16 protein-coding genes are annotated in these 16,566 nt (G+C 68.7%); 8 read left to right on the forward strand and 8 right to left on the reverse strand.

Going from position 1 to position 16,566, the window contains the following annotated elements; genetic code table 11:
• Positions 1-22: 22 nt before the first annotated feature.
• The 3 genes from ABN401_RS08980 to ABN401_RS08990 are packed head-to-tail and all read right to left on the reverse strand — an operon-like array spanning position 23 to position 4,830.
• Positions 23-2,461 carry an LPS-assembly protein LptD gene (locus ABN401_RS08980; protein WP_349684498.1) on the reverse strand — a complete coding sequence of 813 codons (2,439 nt, stop codon included), beginning with the start codon at positions 2,459-2,461 and terminating at the stop codon, positions 23-25.
• 42 nt (positions 2,462-2,503) lie between these two features.
• Positions 2,504-3,655, reverse strand: a complete 1,152-nt coding sequence (gene lptG, locus ABN401_RS08985; protein ID WP_349684499.1) for an LPS export ABC transporter permease LptG — start codon at positions 3,653-3,655, stop codon at positions 2,504-2,506.
• Positions 3,652-4,830 carry an LptF/LptG family permease gene (locus tag ABN401_RS08990; RefSeq protein WP_349684500.1) on the reverse strand — a complete coding sequence of 393 codons (1,179 nt, stop codon included), beginning with the start codon at positions 4,828-4,830 and terminating at the stop codon, positions 3,652-3,654. Before ABN401_RS08990 ends, lptG begins: the two co-directional genes overlap by 4 nt.
• Positions 4,831-4,928: 98 nt before the next feature.
• Between ABN401_RS08990 and ABN401_RS08995 the strand changes: the two genes are divergently transcribed.
• Genes ABN401_RS08995 through ABN401_RS09010 form a run of 4 tightly spaced genes read left to right on the forward strand, consistent with a single transcriptional unit; the run spans position 4,929 to position 7,469 of the window.
• Complete coding sequence (locus ABN401_RS08995) at positions 4,929-6,401, forward strand: leucyl aminopeptidase (RefSeq protein ID WP_349684501.1); 1,473 nt, start codon at positions 4,929-4,931, stop codon at positions 6,399-6,401.
• Positions 6,402-6,403: 2 nt separating this feature from the next.
• Positions 6,404-6,865, forward strand: coding sequence for a DNA polymerase III subunit chi (locus ABN401_RS09000; RefSeq protein WP_349684502.1), 462 nt, complete (start codon positions 6,404-6,406; stop codon positions 6,863-6,865).
• Positions 6,847-7,197, forward strand: coding sequence for a hypothetical protein (locus ABN401_RS09005; protein WP_349684503.1), 351 nt, complete (start codon positions 6,847-6,849; stop codon positions 7,195-7,197). Before ABN401_RS09000 ends, ABN401_RS09005 begins: the two co-directional genes overlap by 19 nt.
• A complete protein-coding gene (locus ABN401_RS09010) occupies positions 7,188-7,469 on the forward strand; it encodes a peptidase inhibitor I78 (protein ID WP_349684504.1) in 282 nt (93 codons plus the stop codon). The genes ABN401_RS09005 and ABN401_RS09010 overlap by 10 nt, the downstream gene beginning before the upstream one ends.
• A gap of 52 nt (positions 7,470-7,521) precedes the next feature.
• On the opposite strand, the gene ABN401_RS09015 is transcribed toward ABN401_RS09010, so the two are convergent.
• Positions 7,522-8,613 (reverse strand): RcnB family protein, encoded by a 1,092-nt coding sequence (locus ABN401_RS09015; protein WP_349684505.1) that lies wholly within the window; start codon positions 8,611-8,613, stop codon positions 7,522-7,524.
• A 146-nt stretch (positions 8,614-8,759) separates the two neighbouring features.
• Between ABN401_RS09015 and ABN401_RS09020 the strand changes: the two genes are divergently transcribed.
• Together ABN401_RS09020 and ABN401_RS09025 are read left to right on the forward strand one after the other, a co-directional pair.
• The gene (locus ABN401_RS09020) at positions 8,760-9,485 is read left to right on the forward strand and encodes a glutathione S-transferase N-terminal domain-containing protein (protein ID WP_349684506.1); all 726 of its coding nucleotides are present in this window, start codon (positions 8,760-8,762) and stop codon (positions 9,483-9,485) included.
• A 175-nt stretch (positions 9,486-9,660) separates the two neighbouring features.
• Complete coding sequence (locus ABN401_RS09025; RefSeq protein ID WP_349684507.1) at positions 9,661-9,972, forward strand: sel1 repeat family protein; 312 nt, start codon at positions 9,661-9,663, stop codon at positions 9,970-9,972.
• Positions 9,973-10,227: 255 nt separating this feature from the next.
• Here the strand turns inward: ABN401_RS09025 and ABN401_RS09030 are convergent, their stop codons facing one another.
• The gene (locus ABN401_RS09030; RefSeq protein ID WP_349684508.1) at positions 10,228-10,971 is read right to left on the reverse strand and encodes a polysaccharide biosynthesis/export family protein; all 744 of its coding nucleotides are present in this window, start codon (positions 10,969-10,971) and stop codon (positions 10,228-10,230) included.
• Between the two features lie 71 nt (positions 10,972-11,042).
• Here ABN401_RS09030 and ABN401_RS09035 point away from each other — a divergent pair, with 71 nt between their 5' ends.
• Together ABN401_RS09035 and ABN401_RS09040 are read left to right on the forward strand one after the other, a co-directional pair.
• Complete coding sequence (locus ABN401_RS09035) at positions 11,043-12,503, forward strand: GumC family protein (RefSeq protein WP_349684509.1); 1,461 nt, start codon at positions 11,043-11,045, stop codon at positions 12,501-12,503.
• A 48-nt stretch (positions 12,504-12,551) separates the two neighbouring features.
• Positions 12,552-13,253, forward strand: a complete 702-nt coding sequence (locus ABN401_RS09040; protein WP_349684510.1) for a P-loop NTPase family protein — start codon at positions 12,552-12,554, stop codon at positions 13,251-13,253.
• On the opposite strand, the gene ABN401_RS09045 is transcribed toward ABN401_RS09040, so the two are convergent.
• From ABN401_RS09045 to ABN401_RS09055, 3 genes are read right to left on the reverse strand one after another with little or no spacing between them, the layout of a single operon-like run.
• Entirely contained in the window at positions 13,234-14,184 is a 951-nt protein-coding gene (locus ABN401_RS09045) for a glycosyltransferase family 2 protein (protein WP_349684511.1), read from the reverse strand. The two genes, ABN401_RS09040 and ABN401_RS09045, sit on opposite strands and share 20 nt — an antisense overlap.
• On the reverse strand, positions 14,184-15,119 hold the full coding sequence (locus tag ABN401_RS09050; RefSeq protein WP_349684512.1) for a glycosyltransferase family 2 protein: 936 nt from the start codon (positions 15,117-15,119) through the stop codon (positions 14,184-14,186). The genes ABN401_RS09045 and ABN401_RS09050 overlap by 1 nt, the downstream gene beginning before the upstream one ends.
• Complete coding sequence (locus tag ABN401_RS09055; protein WP_349684513.1) at positions 15,116-16,564, reverse strand: lipopolysaccharide biosynthesis protein; 1,449 nt, start codon at positions 16,562-16,564, stop codon at positions 15,116-15,118. The genes ABN401_RS09050 and ABN401_RS09055 overlap by 4 nt, the downstream gene beginning before the upstream one ends.
• Between the last annotated feature and the right edge of the window lie 2 nt (positions 16,565-16,566).

Here is a 16,566-nt window from a genome sequence, read left to right on the forward strand (position 1 = left end):
CGCACGCCTTCACGCCTCATGCCTAACGCAGGCCATTCGATCCATAGCCTGACCCTCCAAAAGTGGCGAGGTTTAGACGGAAGAAGACGCCGTCGGACGGTCCGGTCGGTCGGACCCGGGTGTTGTCACGCCGATAGCCCACCTCAATGCGGAAACAGTCGTCGTCGAACAGCAGGCCGACCTCGGACCGGGTGATCAGGTCGCGCTCCAGGTCGGCGATGCCCGCGACCGTGATGCCCCAGTTGCCATAGACGAACTGCTGGGCCGCGACCTGGACGAACTCGTAGTTCCGGTTCAGCGGGCCATCCAGGGGATTGGATCGATCCAGAATATAGCTGACGGTCGCCAGGTTGCGGCGGCCCCAGCGTCCGTCGACTGCGGTCTCCGCGCGTCGCAGATCGCCCGATCCGTCGATCGTGGCGTGGCCCCAGCCGCGGATGCGATCGGACGGCTCGAACTCCGCCTGGACCACCCAGTCCGAGGTCTGTGCCGCCAGGCCGGTCGGGTCATAGAGACGGGTCGGATCATCCGGGATCGGCACGCGGAAACCGTCCTGCTCGGCGTCGCGCACGCTTCGCCCGATGAAGACGCTGGCGCTGCGGCTCTCGCCCCAGCGCAGGGTCGTGCGGACCCCCGCCGTCAGACGCACGCCTCCCTCCAGCAGGTCGTGACCCGGGAAGCGGTCGACACGGAACAGGGACGATCCGTCCAGCTCGATCGTTTCGGCGTCCTCGTTGGGGATGCGCGGGTCCAGGTCCGGATCGGTCGAGAGCGACAGCTGACCCATCGGTTCGACGATCAGGTCGGCCCCGTCCGCCAGCCTCCGGATCAGGGGATAGCTGACGTCCAGGCCCACCGTGGCGCGCTGGCGCGAGATCGTCTCGTTCTCGAGGCCCAGGATGGGCGGCAGGTCGTCGACAGAATAGACGTCGACCCGTCCGTCGACGAAGGGCTCGTAACGGATGCCGGCCGGAGAGATGAAGGCGCGCCGCCAGTCCAGCTGTCCGGAGATCCGGCGGCTGTCCACGCCGGGCAGGCCGGCGGTCGGCCCGGGCGGAATCACCTCGGGCCGCAGGACCGGGCTGCCGAAATAGCGTTCGCGATACAGCGACACCGCCGATCCGCGCAGACGCAGCCGCCCGCCCAGCACAGCCGTGTTCGGCTCCCATCGGGCGTCGATCAGGGGGGCCACCAGCGGCAGGGTGTCGTCGTCCTCGAACACGTTCAACGCGGGCGTCACCGGATCGAACCGCGACACCCTCAGCGACTGGATCGAGAAGGCGGCGACGGACAGATAGGACCGCTCGGTCTGGCGCTCGGCATAGAGCTGGCTGATCAGCCGACGCTGATCGCCATAGTACAGGCCATTGTCCTGATAGCGGTCCTGGACGTCGTAGCGGTCGAACAGGGTCTTGTCCGACGTGCGTTCGGCGGTGAAGCCCCAGCGCCAGGGTCCCGCCGGATCGAATCGGCCATAGCCGAGGAAATAGCTGCGGCTGGTCCTGTCGCCGAAGTCGACGTTTGACTCGGCGTCGCCGTCACCGTCCAGGTCGAAGTCGCCGAAGTTGCGGGCATAGGTCCCGCCACCGCGCAGGACGATTGTCCCGTCCGCGAACCGCCGGCGCCACTGCAGGTTCAGGAACGGTTCGACGCGGGTGTTGAACTGCGGACTGATCAGCCAGTCCTCGGATGGGGAGACGACGTGCAGATACGGCGTCTCCAACGACAGGCCCCGCCCGTCGTCGTAATTCACCGTCGGGACCAGGAAGCCCGAGGCCCGTTCGACCGTCGGATCCGGGTGCGCGAAAGCGGGCAGCCAGAACACCGGCACGCCGCCCAGCTTGAACACGGCGTTGCGATACAGAATCGCCCGCAACTCCTCGTCTTGAACGACCTTCTCGGCCTGGATCGACAGGCTGGGTTCCTTGGGGTTTCCCTCGGCGTCGCAGATCGGGCAGGGGGTGAAGATGGCGTAGTTCAGTTCGTTGACGTTCTCGCTGCGCCGCACCGCCGTCGCGGCCATCAGGCTGGCCCCGTTGGTCAGGCGCGTAGCGAAGTCCACCGCCACCCCGGCACGCAGGTCCTCGTCCAGTTCCAGATGGCTGGCGAACACCCGGTTGCCCTCTGGATCGGTCAACTCGACCTCGCCGTCCGCCGTGCCGATCCCCTGGCCGATGTCGAAGGTCAGGCTGCGGCCCAGGAGGGTGTTGCCCTGGTAGCGCGCGAAGACACGCTCGCTCTCGCCGGTGGCTGAAATGACGTCGCCGCTGCGTCCCGCGCGGTCGGCCTCGATGTAGATCGCGTCGGGGGCCAACCCGTCGGGGGCGGGACGGATGTCTGGCGCGCGCGGCGGGGCGGTCTGCGCCACCGCGACGGCGGGCAGACAGGCCAGCACGGCCGCCCCGGCCAGCAGCCGGGCGCGCAGGACGCTTTTGCCAGAGACGGAACCGCCGGACCGCATGGAAATGGATACCGCTCCTGATGGCCCCCGCCGGGGCCGGGCTTAGCCGTCTTCGGTATAGAACAGCAAGGTGAAGGCGGCGAGCGCCGTGAGGATCGCCGGCAGCCAGGCGGCGACCACCGGCGGCACGACCTCCGCCGATCCCATTGCGGCCGAGAACTGGTTCAGAAAGAAGAAGGCGAACCCGAGGACCACCGCCGAGACCGCCATCCGCGCCAGATCGCCCAGTCGCATCAGCCGCAGCGAGAACGCCGCCGCGAGGATGGTCATGGCCGCGAAGGTGAGAGGCGTGGACAGCAACTGCTGGAATCGCAGCTGATAGGCGGTCGACGAAAATCCCGCGTCCTCGATCCGCCGGATCTGGCCGGGCAGGGACCAGAAGGGCGTCGATTGCGGCCGGGCGAACCGCTCGAAGGCCTCTTCGTCCGCCAGGGCCGAGGGCAGGTCCAGGGTGGCATAGCGCATCGCGCGCTGGCCGGTCTGGGCACCCACTGCGTCGTAGAGGCGCCAACGTCCGGCCGACAGGCTGGCGGCCGGGGCGTCGATCCGCTCCGTGAAGGCCCGCCGGCCGTTGGGGTCGGTGGTGTAGATGAAGAAGGTCACGTCCAGCAGCCGGGCGTTGGCGCGGTCCTGCCGCCCGGCGCGGATGACCATCTGGCGCTGGCCCTCGCCCTCGCGCAGCCAGATCGCCTGTTGCTGTTCGTCGCCGCTCATGACGGAGCCCGAGATGCGCTGGCGCTCGCGCTGGAACAGGCCGTCGCCCGAGGCCGCGAGGGGGCCGAACACCGTCACCGTCAGGACCCCGGCGACCAGGGCCGCGCCGGCCGCCGGCAGTACGAAACGCCAGGCCGAGACCCCCGCCGCCCGCATGGCCACCAGCTCCGAGCGACGGTTCATGCTGACGAAGGCGGACAAGGTGCCGAACAGGAAGACGAACGGCAGCAGCTGAACGATGACCGCCGGGCTCTTGACGAGCATCAGGCCCAGAATGCGGAACGCCGAAAGATCGGTGTCCGAGCCCAGGCCGCGCGAGATCTCCACGAAGTCGATCAGCATCACCAGGGCGGAGATCACCCCGAGCGCCACCGCCAGGGATCGGGCCAGCTGGACCAGCACATAGCGTTCGATCCGACCCAGCCGCAGGGCGCTCAACACATGCCGGGGCGCGGCGGCGAATGACCCGAGCGCGGTCATGCGAACCGAGCCTTCAACGACGACAGCGACCAACTGTTCGCTCGCCGTGGCTTGAGGGCGCGGAACAGCAGCCGCAGCGACAGGGCGGTCGCGGCGATCGGGAGGATGTACTGGAACACGTTCAGCCAGCCGTTCCAGGCGCTGGCCGCCACCACGGCGTAGCCGACGATCCGGACCAGCAGGAAGGCGGCCGAGGCCCTGGCGATGCGGCCGCTGTATCCCGTCCGGCTGAACGCTCCGCCAAGGATCGCCGTCACCGCCATGGCCATGGCGGTGAGCGCATAGAGCGGCGAGGACAGGCGAGCATGGGCCTCGGCCAGCAGCTCGCCCCGCGATCCGGCGGTCTCGATTAGTTGCGGCGTCGGCGAGAACAGTTGACCCATCCACAGGTCGGCCGGTTTGTAGCGGACTGCCTCGGTGTCGGTCACATACTGTCCCAGAGGAAAAACGTAGCCGTCGAACGACAGTTGCTGCAGCACACCGGCCGAGCTGTACTGCTGCCACGACCCCGCGCGCATGGTCAGCACCGGTTGGCCATCGACCCGGCCGAAACGCGCTTCGGACGCGTCCCAGGTCGTGACCTCTTCACCGTCCTGGATGTGGATGAACAGGTTCTTCAGCAGGCCGTTCTGCTGAATCTCCTGGACATAGACCGTCAGCCCGTTCGGGCCCTGGACGAAGCGCCCCTCCTCGACCAGCAGGGCGGCCAGGTCGGTGCGAATCTCGAAGGCCTGCTCGCGCGACGCTCTCTGGGCCCAGGGCTGGACCACCACATTGGTGACAAGCATCACCAGGGCCACGGCGGCGGCCAGGCGCGCGGCCGGTTCGATCATGCGCCAACGCGTCATGCCGCTGGCATAGGCGGCGGTCAGTTCCTGCTCGCGCTGAAGCCGGGTCAGGGCGATCAGGGCGCCGACGAACAGGCCGATCGGCAGGATCACCGCGAACAACTGCGGCACCGCCAGCAGGGTCAGCTTCAGCATCACCCAGACGCTCTGGCCGCGTTCGACGATGACCTCCAGCTGATCCAGGCTCTGGCTGAGGATGCCGATTCCAGCCAGCGATCCGCACGCGCCCAGGACGGGCAGCGTGATCTGGCGGAAAAGGTAGCGCTGAATCAGGGTCATGCGGGCGATGGAAATCACCCGGTTGCGGGCGCGGACGTGGCGGCGCATCTAATACACGCGCTGGCCAGCCGCCGACAATGGCGGCTATAGCTAAGCTTCACAGTATCAACGACCGGGCCACACCCGGCTGGAGTCCGCTTTTTCCCATGCAGATCGATTTCGTCGCCGACGCCCACCGCTCGGGTGCTCTCGCCATTCTGGTTCATGACGGCCGCGTTCTGGCCGGTGCGGGAGGCGACCACGACGCGGCGACCTCCGGCGGACTGACCAGGGCCATGGGCACCAGCCGCTTCACCGGCGGCACCAACTCGACCACCGTCGTGGCCGCCCCCTCCGGCCTGACGGCCGATCTGGTGGTGCTGAGCGGGGCGGGAGACGCGGCCAAGTTCGACGACCTGGCGCTGGAGACCGCCGTCGGGGCGGCCTATCACGCGGTCAAGCTGTCGGGGCTGGAAGCGCTGACCATTGACCTGGCGCACCTGTCGGCCGAACAGGCCGCGCGGGCGGCCTTCGCGGTTCGTCTGGCTGCCTATCGGTTCGACAAATACCGGACCAAGGAAAAGCCGGACAAGATCCCGTCGATCAAGACCGTCCACATCGTCACCAAGGACCCGGCGGCCGCGGAGGCCGCGCTGGAGCCGCTGAACGCCGTCGCCGACGCAGTCTATTTTTCGCGCGATCTGGTCGCCGAGCCCGCCAACGTCCTGTATCCGGCCGAGTTCGCCCGCCGGGTCAAGGAGCTGGAACGCCTCGGCCTGACCGTCGAGATCCTGGGCGAAAAGGAGATGGAGGGCCTGGGCATGCACGTCCTCCTGGGCGTCGGCCAGGGCTCGGTGCGCGAAAGCCAGTTGGCCGTCATTCAGTGGAACGGCGGCAAGCCGGGTGATCAGCCCATCGCCTTCGTCGGCAAGGGCGTCTGCTTCGACACCGGCGGCATTTCCATCAAGCCCGCACAGGGCATGGAGGACATGATCTGGGACATGGGGGGTGCCGCGGCCGTCGCCGGGCTGATGCATGCGCTGGCGGGTCGCAAGGCCAGGGTCAACGCCGTGGGCGTGCTGGGTCTTGTCGAGAACATGCCCGACGGCAACGCCCAGCGCCCGGGCGACATCGTCAAGTCCATGTCGGGCCAGACCGTCGAGGTCATCAACACCGACGCCGAGGGTCGCCTCGTCCTGGCCGACGCGCTTTGGTACACGCAGGACCGCTTCAAGCCGAAGTTCATGGTCGATCTGGCGACCCTGACCGGGGCCATGATCGTGGCGCTGGGCCTCGACTACGCCGGGGTCTTCGCCAATGACGACGATCTGGCGAACGCCATCCTGGCGGCCAGCCCGAAGGTCGGCGAGAACGTGTGGCGCATGCCGCTGCCGCCCCAGTACGACAAGATCATGGACAGCGTGAACGCCGACGTGAAGAACTCGGCCGGTCGCGACGGTGGATCGATCACGGCGGGCTTGTTCCTGCAGCGCTTCACCAACGGCGTCCCTTGGGCCCACATCGACATCGCCCCCACCGCCTGGGTCAACAAGTCCACGCGGCCGACGGTCCCGGACGGCCCGGTGGGCTGGGGAGTCCGTCTGCTGGACCGGATGGTGGCAGACACCTACGAGGGCTGATCGTGGCCGAGACGTCCGGCGAGGTCTGGTTCTATCACCTGGAACGGTCGACGCTGGACCAGGTGCTGCCCGAGCTTCTGGATCGAACGCTTCAGCGTGGGTGGCGCGCGCGGGTGCGTGTCTCCGACGACAACCGGAGGCGCGACATCGACGAGCGGCTGTGGAGCTGGCGCGCGGAGGCGTTCCTGGCGCACGGCCTGGCCGACGAAGCCCATGCGGAGCGTCAACCGATCCTGTTGACGGCGGACGCGGCGAACCTGAACCGGTCTCAGGCGCTGTTCATCGTCGATGGATCAGACATGAGCCTGAAAGAGGAGTTCGAGCGGTGCTTCATCATCTTCGACGGACGGGACGACGCGGCCCTGACGACCGCGCGCGGTCGCTGGAAGGCGCTGAAGGAGGCCGGGGCGAACCTCGCCTACTGGAAGCAGTCGGACGAGGGTCGGTGGGAAAAGGCGGCCTGATCGCGGCCCCACTTTTGGCGAGCCTGTTTCTCGCCGCCTGCTCATCGACCCCGGATGTCGCCGATGCGCCCGCTCCCGCGGTGGTCGAACAGGCCGAGCGGAATCCCCCGGTCGGCAGCCGCATGCCCGAAGGGGAGCAGGACCTGTGCAAGGCGCGCGACCTGCAATATCTGGTCGGACGTCACCGGAACGAAATCCCGGTTCCCGTCGAGGTCGTCAATCGTCGCGTGGTCTGCACCACCTGCCCGGTGACGATGGACTTCTCGCCCTACCGGCTGAACATCTTCTACAACGCCGAGACCGAAATCGTGGAGCAGGTTCGATGCGGATGATGGTGACGATCGGCGGCGTGGCCGCCCTGCTGTCCGGCTGCGCGATGGCCCCCGAACCGGTGCCCGCGCCGGGGCCGGGCCCGCATCAGTGCGATGCGGCCGCAGCTGCCAGCCTGATCGGCAGCCACGTCGGCGCGGTCACCTTTCCGGCCGACAAGCCGGTGCGGATCGTCTGCACGACCTGTCCGACCACGCGCGACTACCGCCCGGACCGGTTGAACATCCGCTTCGAGGAAGCCACCGGGATCATCCGCAGCGTCGACTGCGGCTGATCCCGGCTTCGGCCGGCCCTGTCAGCGCCCGAGGTCTACCAGCGCCCGAGGTCTACCAGCGCCACGCGTCAAAGATGACCTCGATTATGTAGCCGTCGTAGGCGTCGATCAGATAGATGTGGTTGTCGACCGCCACCCACTGGGTTCCCGGCGGCGGGAAGCCAAGGCCAAAGGTGCGCCAGTCGTCCAGCCGATAGCGCCAGAAGACCGACGGCAGATAGTCGCCCGCGTACCACCGTTGGCCCCAGTAGTTCCTCGGCACCGAGTAATAGCCGTGGTTCGGGGCGAAATAGAAGCCGGATCGGAAGCCGGTGTAACCCCGGAAGCCCCGGTCGTCGCGCCACCAGTCATAGCCCCGGTTGCGGCTCCAGTCGCGCCGCCAGCTGTCCTGGTTCCAGCGGTTGCGGAAACCGTTGTAGTCGCGCCGCCCGTTGCGGTCGTTCGACCAGCCGCGACCACCGCCGTTGCGGTCCCGCTCCCAGCCCCCGCGATCCTGGCCGCCGCCGTTCCAGTTGCCGCCGGTCCAGCCGCCGCGGTTGCGGTCGTCACGGTCGCGGCGGTCACGGTCGCCATCCCTGCGGTCGCGATCGCGGTCACGGTTCTGATCCTGCTCGCCCCGGCGATCCCGGTCGCGGCCGCCGCCGTCACGGCGACCGTCCCCACCCCGGTTCCATCCGCCGCGACCGTCCTGACCGGGCACAGGGGGCGTGACAGCCGGAACCGTCGGCGTCGTGGGTTGGGTCCAGCCGCTCCCGCCGCCGCCTCGACGCTCGCCCCGGTCGCGTCGCGCGTCGCCGCGATCCTGACCGCCGCCCCGGTTCCAGCCGCTCTCGCCTCCGCGATCGCCGCCTCCGCGAGCCTCACCGCCACGACCGCGATCACCGCCCCGGCCCCGATCACCTCGGGCTTCGCCGCCGCCTTCGCGATTGCGACCACCGCCCCGTTCGCCGCCGCCGCGTCGTTCACCACCCCCGCGTCGCTCTTGGACGGAGGCCTGCTGGATCAGGGGGGTCGGCTCGGCCGCTCTGGACGGGCTGTCTGAAGTGGCCTCCATGGTCAGCTCCTGAGCCATTGCGAAAGTCGGGGCTCCGGCTGGGAGGGCCAGGGCGGCCAGGGCGGCGAACGCCGTCAGCATGGATTTCATTCTCGTCTTCCCCGCACGCCGAAAGGTCGGCGGCTCGAGGGCACGCTCGGGTCCGACGCATGAACGGTGTCTGAACGACGTCTTGCGGGCGGGGCACCCGCCGCCCAGATCAGTTCCCGTACCCTCGCACGCCGGAGTTCCCGCCCATGATCGCCCCCATCGAACTCTGGTACTGGCCCACGCCCAACGGGTGGAAGGTCTCGATCGCGCTGGAGGAGATGGGCCTGCCCTATGTGGTCAAGCCGGTGAACATCGGCCGGGGCGAGCAGTTTAACTCTGACTTCCAGGTCATCAGCCCGAACGGCCGGATGCCCGCCATCGTCGATCCGGACGGCCCGGACGGCGAGCCCCTGTCGATCTTCGAGAGTGGGGCGATCCTGCAGTATCTCGCCAACAAGTCAGGCCGCTTCTATCCGACCGACGTCCGCGCCCGCGCCGAGGTGGACCAGTGGCTGTTCTGGCAGGTCGGCGGGCTCGGACCCATGGCGGGCCAGACCCACCATTTCCGGCAGTACGCGCCGGCCCTGATCAAGGACCAGCGCCAGATCGCCTACGGCGTGCGGCGCTACACCGACGAGACCAACCGGCTGTACGGCGTGCTGGACCGGCGGCTGGCCGACCGCGACTTCCTGGCTGGCGAGTATTCCATCGCCGATATGGCCGCCTGGCCCTGGATCCTGCCGGAGCACCAGGGTCAGGACCTGGGTGACTTCCCCCATCTGAAGGCCTGGATGGAGCGGGTGGGGGCCCGTCCGGCGGTGGTGAAGGGCAGGGCGGTCGGCGACGAAATGCGCCGCAACCTCGCAGCCTCCGGCAAGGCGGCGGAGGAGGCCCGGAAGCTGCTGTTCGGGCAACGCGCCCGCCAAAGCTGAATCAGGCGTTTACAGTGTATTTCGCAGGTCTGAATCTCCTGCGGAGTATTCATTTTGCCTTTACTGAAAAGACTTTGTCCCTCCGGGCGCTGTTAACTTTAACTTCAAACCGGGGGTATTTGATCGCGTATCGAAAGGCGGGCCAGAAAGGTCCGACCATCGCAAGGATACGGTAATGAACGCGCAAGAAACCGCGCCGGACGCGACCAACGAAGTCGAGGCGGCCCCGCTGCCTCTGCCCACGCCCGACATGGACGGCGACGCCCTGTTCCGGCTTGGGATGATGTATTCCTCGGGCTCGGGCGGCTGTCCGATGGACCGGGTCTCGGCCCACATGATCTTCAACCTCGCGTCCATGAAGGGCTCGATCGAGGCCCGGGTCTATCGCCGCGAGATGTCCGAAGAGATGGAACGCGACGAGATCGCCGAGGCCCAGCGCGCCGCCCGCCGCTACATCGACGCCGGCGTGGTCAAGCTGGCGGCGTAACCCCTCGTTTCGTCATCTTCGGGCTCGACCCGAGGATCAGATGTTCCGCCCACCCCGTGCTGAAGGCATGCACGGAGATTTCCGCCTCGCTCCTAGGATGCACGCGCCGACAGCCCGATCCTCGGATCAAGTCCGAGGATGACGGGGGTGGGGAGGGGGCCCGGCCTCAAGCAGCGAGCGACCGCGTCGCGAGCGGTAGCGCCCCAAACACTGCGCTCAAGCAGCGAGCCGCCGCGCGGCGAGCGGTAGCGCCACTCAAAACTGCTGAAACTGCCCGTTGATCGAATAGTTGAACCCGATCGGAAGGGCGTTGCGGATCTGGGTGAAAAAGTTGGCCAGTTCCCCCAGCGTCGAGCGCGGCGCGAACAGGATGTCGCCACGCCTCAGCGCCACGACCTCGCCGCGACGGGGCCTCAAGTCCACCACCCGCATCATTCGGACACCGCCGGGCCCGCGCCGGATCAGCGCCACCTCCTGCGGCCTGGCGGTCGCCAGGAAGTCGCCCGCCTGGACCACCGCCTGATAGGCGTCGATGTCTCCGTTCATGTCATAGACGCCGGGCGTGCGGACCTCTCCCGCCACCCAGACCCGGATCGGCCCCGCCTGCTTCAGCGTTACCTCGACCACCGGCCGCACAAGTTCGGCCGCATAGGCCTCCGACAGGGTGTATTCCAGCTCCGACAGCGTCCGGTCCGCCGCCATGGCCTGACCGATCAGCGGCAGGGCGACCCGGCCGTCGGGCCCCACCCTCAGCGTCCGCGTCAGTTCGGTGGCGGTCGGCAAGGCGATCTCGATCTCGTCGCCGGGATAAAGCAGATATTCCGGCTCGGCGTCGGTCCAGTCGGCGAAGGCGATGTCGGAGAAGCCGCCCCGCTGCACCCGGTTGGGCGTGCGGCCCTGGCCCGAGGCGCAACCGGCCGTCGAGGCCGCGATTGCCGCGCCCAGAACGCCCCAAAGAATCCCTCGCCGATCGATCATGGAGCGAAGCTCGCCGATCATGGGTAATCAGTGGTTAACGCCGACCGGCGAAGGATCGGAAAGGTTCACCTTCCCACGGATTCGCCCTGTTCATGCGTTCGACGGCCACAGCCTACGTCTCGGCCCGCCCGCGCTACGGGTTCGGGGACGTCGTCGGCCTGCTGTTTCGCGAGCTGTGGGTGATGGTGCTGGTTTTTCTGGTGGTCCTGGCCATCGGGGCGGCGGCCGTCCTGACGCTGAAGAAGACCTATACCGCCGGGGCCAGCCTGTTCGTCGGGGCGGGCCAGGAATATGTCTATCAGCCGCGCGTCGGTGGTCTGACCGACCGCCAGTCCCAGCCGCCGGCGCCGGGCGAAGTGGCCCAGACAGAGGCCAACATCATCGGCAGCCGCGAGGTGAAGCTGCGCGCCGTGCGGGCTCTGGGCCTGCCGTTCTTCCAGAAGCCCGGCAAGGTCTCGACCGATCCCGTCGAGAAGCAGGAAGGCGACGCGATCAAGTTCATCAACGACAACCTGTCCATTTCCACGACGCCACAAGGATCGACCATCGGGCTCGGCTTCGAGAGCGACAGCGCCGAACAGTCGGCTCGCGTCTTGAACGCCATCATCGACCAGTATCTGATCTATCGGCGCGAGGTGTTCCAGGATCGCTCCACCTCCGCCATCGCCAGCCAGCGCCGGGCGTTCGAGGACGAGTTGAGCGAGGTCGACCGGACCTATGAGGCGTTTCTGACGTCCAACGACATCGGTGACTTCGCCGCGACCAAGACGGCGCTGGCGGCCGTCTATCAGACTACCCTGACCGAAAAATTCTCGGTCGAGAACCAGCTGAACCAGGCCGCGCGACGCCTCGTCACGATAGAGGCCCAGCTGGACCGGGTGCCCGCCGAGATCGCCTTGCAGCAGGACCTGAACGTTTCGGCCCAGGACCAGATCCTGACGCTTCGGACCGAGCGAGAGCAGTTGCTGGCCCGCTATCAGCCCGACAGCCAGCCGGTCCGGGATATCGAGGCGCGGATCGCGGGCTTGCAGGCCTATGTCGCCACCGGCACGACCGTGGGGGCCAAGGAGGTGCGCCTGGGGCCCAATCCGATCTGGACCGAGCTGGAGACCACCCGCATCACCACCCAGGCCGAACGCGATTCACTGTCGGCGCGCCTGGCCTCGGTGAACCGACAGCTGGCCGAGATCCTGGACCGTCAGGCCCGGATGACCCGTCAGGAATCCGAGAACGCCACCCTGGCCTCGAACCGCGACGTCCTGACCGCCTCGATCCGCGAGTTCCAGCAGCGCGAGACCCAGAGCCGCGCCGACAACGGCCTGGTCCGCGCCGGGGCCGACAACGTCCGGGTGATCGAGCGCGCCGTGGCGCCGACACGGGGCACCAGTCTGAAGATGCCCCTGATGGCGCTGGTCATCCTGTTCGCCGGCTTCACCGCCCTGTGCGTCGGCCTTCTGCGGGTCTTCACCCGACGTGGCCTGTCGACGCCCGGCATGGTCGGCCGCACGCTGGACATGCCGGTGCTCGCCGTCGCGCCCGTGAAGGCGGCCTGATGTCCGCGTGTTAGCCTTGCCCGCGTCAGTCACCGCGTAATCGATTCGATGGTCGATCTCACAAGCGAAATGGCGGGCCTCTGGGCCGCGCTGGGACCGGCCCCCGCGCATCGCGGACGGGTCGTGCAGATCGCCTGCGCCACGACCGGAGAGGGAGCCTCGACCGTGGCGCGGGAGTTCGCGCGGCTCGCCGCCGTCCGCGCGCGAAAGCCCGTCTGGCTGATCGATGCCGACCTGGACCAGCCCGGCCAGCAGGAGGCCGTCGGGGCCGACCCCGAACGCTATGGCCGGCTGGGGGCGCCCGCAGCCTCGTCGCCCAACGGAGCGACCTTCTTCGCCGTCACCCCGCCCGTGATCGGCCGCGACCGCAAGTCCGTGGCGCCCGCCCGCCTGATGACGGCGCGTCCCTGCCTCGGCGGGCGGCTGTGGATCACGCGTTTTCGGGCCGAGGTCCTGCGGTCGGGACAGCGGGCAGAGCCTCTCGCCGATCCGCGCTACTGGGACGCGATGCGCCGGTTCGCCGATACGGTGGTGATCGACGCGCCTGCCGCCGACCGCTCGGACCTGGCCATCACCCTGGCGCCCTTCGTGGACGCAACCGTTCTGGTGGTGGCGGCCGAGGCCACCTCGGCGGCCGAGCCCGTGATCCTGAGGGACGAGATCGAGGCCGTGGGCGGACGCATCGCCGGCGTGGTCGTCAACCGCTCGACCTATGCGCCGCCGCCGTTCCTCAGGCGGCTGACGGGCTGATCGTCTCCAGCCGCCGCAGTTCGCGCGCGCCATAGAAGCGCGGTTCGAACCCCTTCATCCAGAACAGCTTGCCCAGGCCGCGCGCGGCGCGGTCCATCATCTCCGCGCGACGGGGATGGGCGACGGCGGTCAGGCCGATGGCGGCGAGGCCCCACACCGCCGCCTGGGCCGTGCCGATCACCATCCAGCGGGCGACGCCCGCCCAGTCGCGCGCTTTGGCCGCCGTCTGGCTGGGCCCCTGCCCATAGGCGAAGGCACGGGCCAGGGCGTATCGCATCGTCGCGCGGTGGGGCGGCGCGAACTCCTCGACCCAGGCGTCGGCGGCCCAGCCGAAGCGACCGCCCCGGGTCTGAAGCGCCGCGAACAGTGCGTCGTCCTCTCCGCCTGTTTGATCTGCCCCGGTGTCGAACGGAGCGGGGCCGGGTAGGGCGGTCGACCGCACCATCAGCGAATTCCCACAGCCATAACCATGGTTGATCAAACCTGTGGACGCCGGTCCTTCGCGCCCGAAGAAGCGTTCGAGATAGGCGCTGGCCCATCCGGTGCCCTCGGGCACGCGCCCCGTGATCGGCCCGAAGACCGCGTCCGCGCCCGTTTGCTCCTGGGCCTGCAACAGGGCCGCCAGCCAGCCCGGCGACGCCGCCTCGTCATCGTCCAGGAACGCGATCAGCGGCGCAGGCGTCTCGGCGAGCGCGCTGTTGCGCGCCGTCGCCACACCCGGACGGGGTTCGTGTCGATAGGCGAGGGGAAAAGGGCTCCCGGAACGAAGGCTTTCGACGGCCTGTCGCGCCGTTTCAGCCGGGTCGTTATCGACGACCACGATCGACACCGGCCGCGTCGAGAGGTCGGTCTGGGCGAACACGGACCGCAACGCGCGCGTCACGCCCTCGGTCCGCCGCATCGTCGGGATGATGACGCAGACCGGCTGCATCACACGGTCTCGGCATAGAGGGCGGCGCGGTAGAGTCTCAGCGAGAAGGCTCGCGCGCCCGTCGGCGCCCACCCTGCGAGCGCGAACCGCTTCATCCACGGCCGCACACGGTCCAGGGCCGGCACGCGCTTCAGCATCCGCGCGACCTTGTAGCTGGGATAGGTTCCGACGATGTCGGGATGCCGGGCCACCACGCGGGCGAAATTCCCCGCGGACTGTTCGTATTTGCCGGCCAGCTGTTCGACCGTGTCCAGGCCCATATGGGTGGCCGGGTTGTCGACATGGATGACGCGAAAGCGACGCGAGACGCGCATGGCCCACTCCACGTCCTCCCAGCCCCAGCCGGTGAAGGTGGCGTCGAAGGCTTCGGCCTCGAACACGTCGCGCCGGACCAGCAGGTTGGAGGTGTAGACGTATTTCTCCGGCGTGCGGGCCCGCTCGCCATAGGCGACGCACTCGCCGTGCGTCGCCATGGCCCGGTGGACGGAAAAGCGCGCCTCGGTCGAGGCCTGCAGCAGGGAGAACCCGCCGAACGCGACTGCCGGATCCTCGCGCGCCACCAGGTCGGCCCAGGTCTGGAGGAACCGCCGATGGTCCGGCCGCATGTCGCTGTCGAGGAACAGCAGCGAGCCGCCTCGCGCCGCCGCCGCCAGCCGGTTGCGCCCCTTCGAGCGTCCCTCGTTCCGGGAAAGAGAGATCAGCCGGGTCGGCAGGGCCATGCGCCGAACCTGCGCCTGAAGCCTTTCCGTCAGGGTCGCGTCGCTGGTGCCGTCGTCCAGCAGCACGACCTCGACCGCGCCCCCCAGGGCCGCGGCTTCCTCGTCCAGCAGGCCCAGCAGTTCGCCCGGATCGTCGCGCAGAAAGGGGATCAGCACCGAGACCGCCGGTTTGGCAGCGCGGCGGCGCGCGTTGTCGGTCAGGATGGGACGACTCATGCCGTGGCCCTTCTCGTTCGGGCCTGAACCAGCCGGCCGGCCACGTCGCGCATGCCCGCTGCGTTCAGCACCAGCACGGCCATGCCGTAGACCACGGCCCCGACGCCGGCCTTCAGGATCAGCTCCCCCAGCCCGCCCCAGGCCGGAAGGACCAGCACCACGGCCGCCATCAGTCCGCTGGCCAGACCGCAGCGGCCCAGGGTGGTCCAGGGGATCGGCATGGCCACGCCGATGCGCCGTCCCATGACGATGGACGCCAGGGCGCCGACGGCGAAACTGAGGGTCGTGGCGATCGCCGCGCCCATGACGCCCATCGGCGGCACGAGGGCGAGGTTCAGCAACACATTGGCGGCGGCCGGAATGCACAGGGTCACCAGCAGCCGGTCGGTGCGCCGTCCCAGCACGAAGCTCTGGCTCAGATAATAGGCGGTGATCCCCGACAGCAGGGCCGACAGGGCGATCACCGGGGTGACCGAGGCGGCGGCCGTTCTCAGGTCCTCGCCGATCATGAACTCCGCCATCGGCCGGGCGACAAGGGCGACGCCGACCGCCGCCGGAAGGCCGATCAGGATGAAGGTCGAGGCTTGCTCGCGCGCCGCCGCGAGGAAGCCCTCACGGGTGCCCCGCTCCCAGGCCATGATGAGGGCCGGCGTGCCCGCCGCGCCGAGCCAGATGAACAGCACGTCCAGCGTCCGGCTCGCGAGGCTGTAGCCCGCATGATAGGCCCCGACCGCCGCCGGGCCCAGAAACGCATCCAGCAGGAACCGGTCCGTGGACGCCATGACCAGCGACAACCCCAGCCCCGCCGCGATCGGATAGCCGTAGCGGGCATAGGACCATAGTCGCTCCCGATACAGGGTCCCGCCGCGCGCCAGCCTCAGCTCTCCGGGCAGGATGAAAGGCAGGGTCAGCAGCGGCGCCAGGCCGAGACCGATCAGGGGGGAGGCGGCTCCCGCGCCCAGCAGCGCCGCCACGACGCCGAAGCCGAAGCCGCCCAGGCTGACGAAGATGTCCAGGGTCGCCGACTTGCGCACCGCGCCAGAAGCGCGGAACCGCTCCTGCGCCAGCTTCGACAGGCAGCGGATCGGAATGCCCGCCACCCCCGCCGCGATGGCCAGCTTCAGGCCGAGCCCGATGGGCAGGACCCAAAGGATCAGGGCGAACACCGGCAGGACGGCGGCCGTCATAACCGCAGCGGTGCGATAAAGCGTCAGGAAATGGTCGGCCAGGCTGCGGCCCTTCTCGGCCGCCCAGAACCGCGCCATCGAGGCTTCCAGCCAGCTGAAGGTCGCGACGTGGAACAGGGTCATGACCGAGAAGGCGATGGCGTAGCGCCCGAAATCCTCGGGCGTCAGCAGGCGCGTGAACACGACGATGGAGCCGAACCCCACCAGTCCCTGGATGATGTTGGCGGGCAGATAGCCCCACACACCGCGCCAGAACATCA

The sequence above is a fragment of the Brevundimonas aurifodinae genome (assembly GCF_040195595.1).
GTDB classification, from domain to species: domain Bacteria; phylum Pseudomonadota; class Alphaproteobacteria; order Caulobacterales; family Caulobacteraceae; genus Brevundimonas; species Brevundimonas aurifodinae.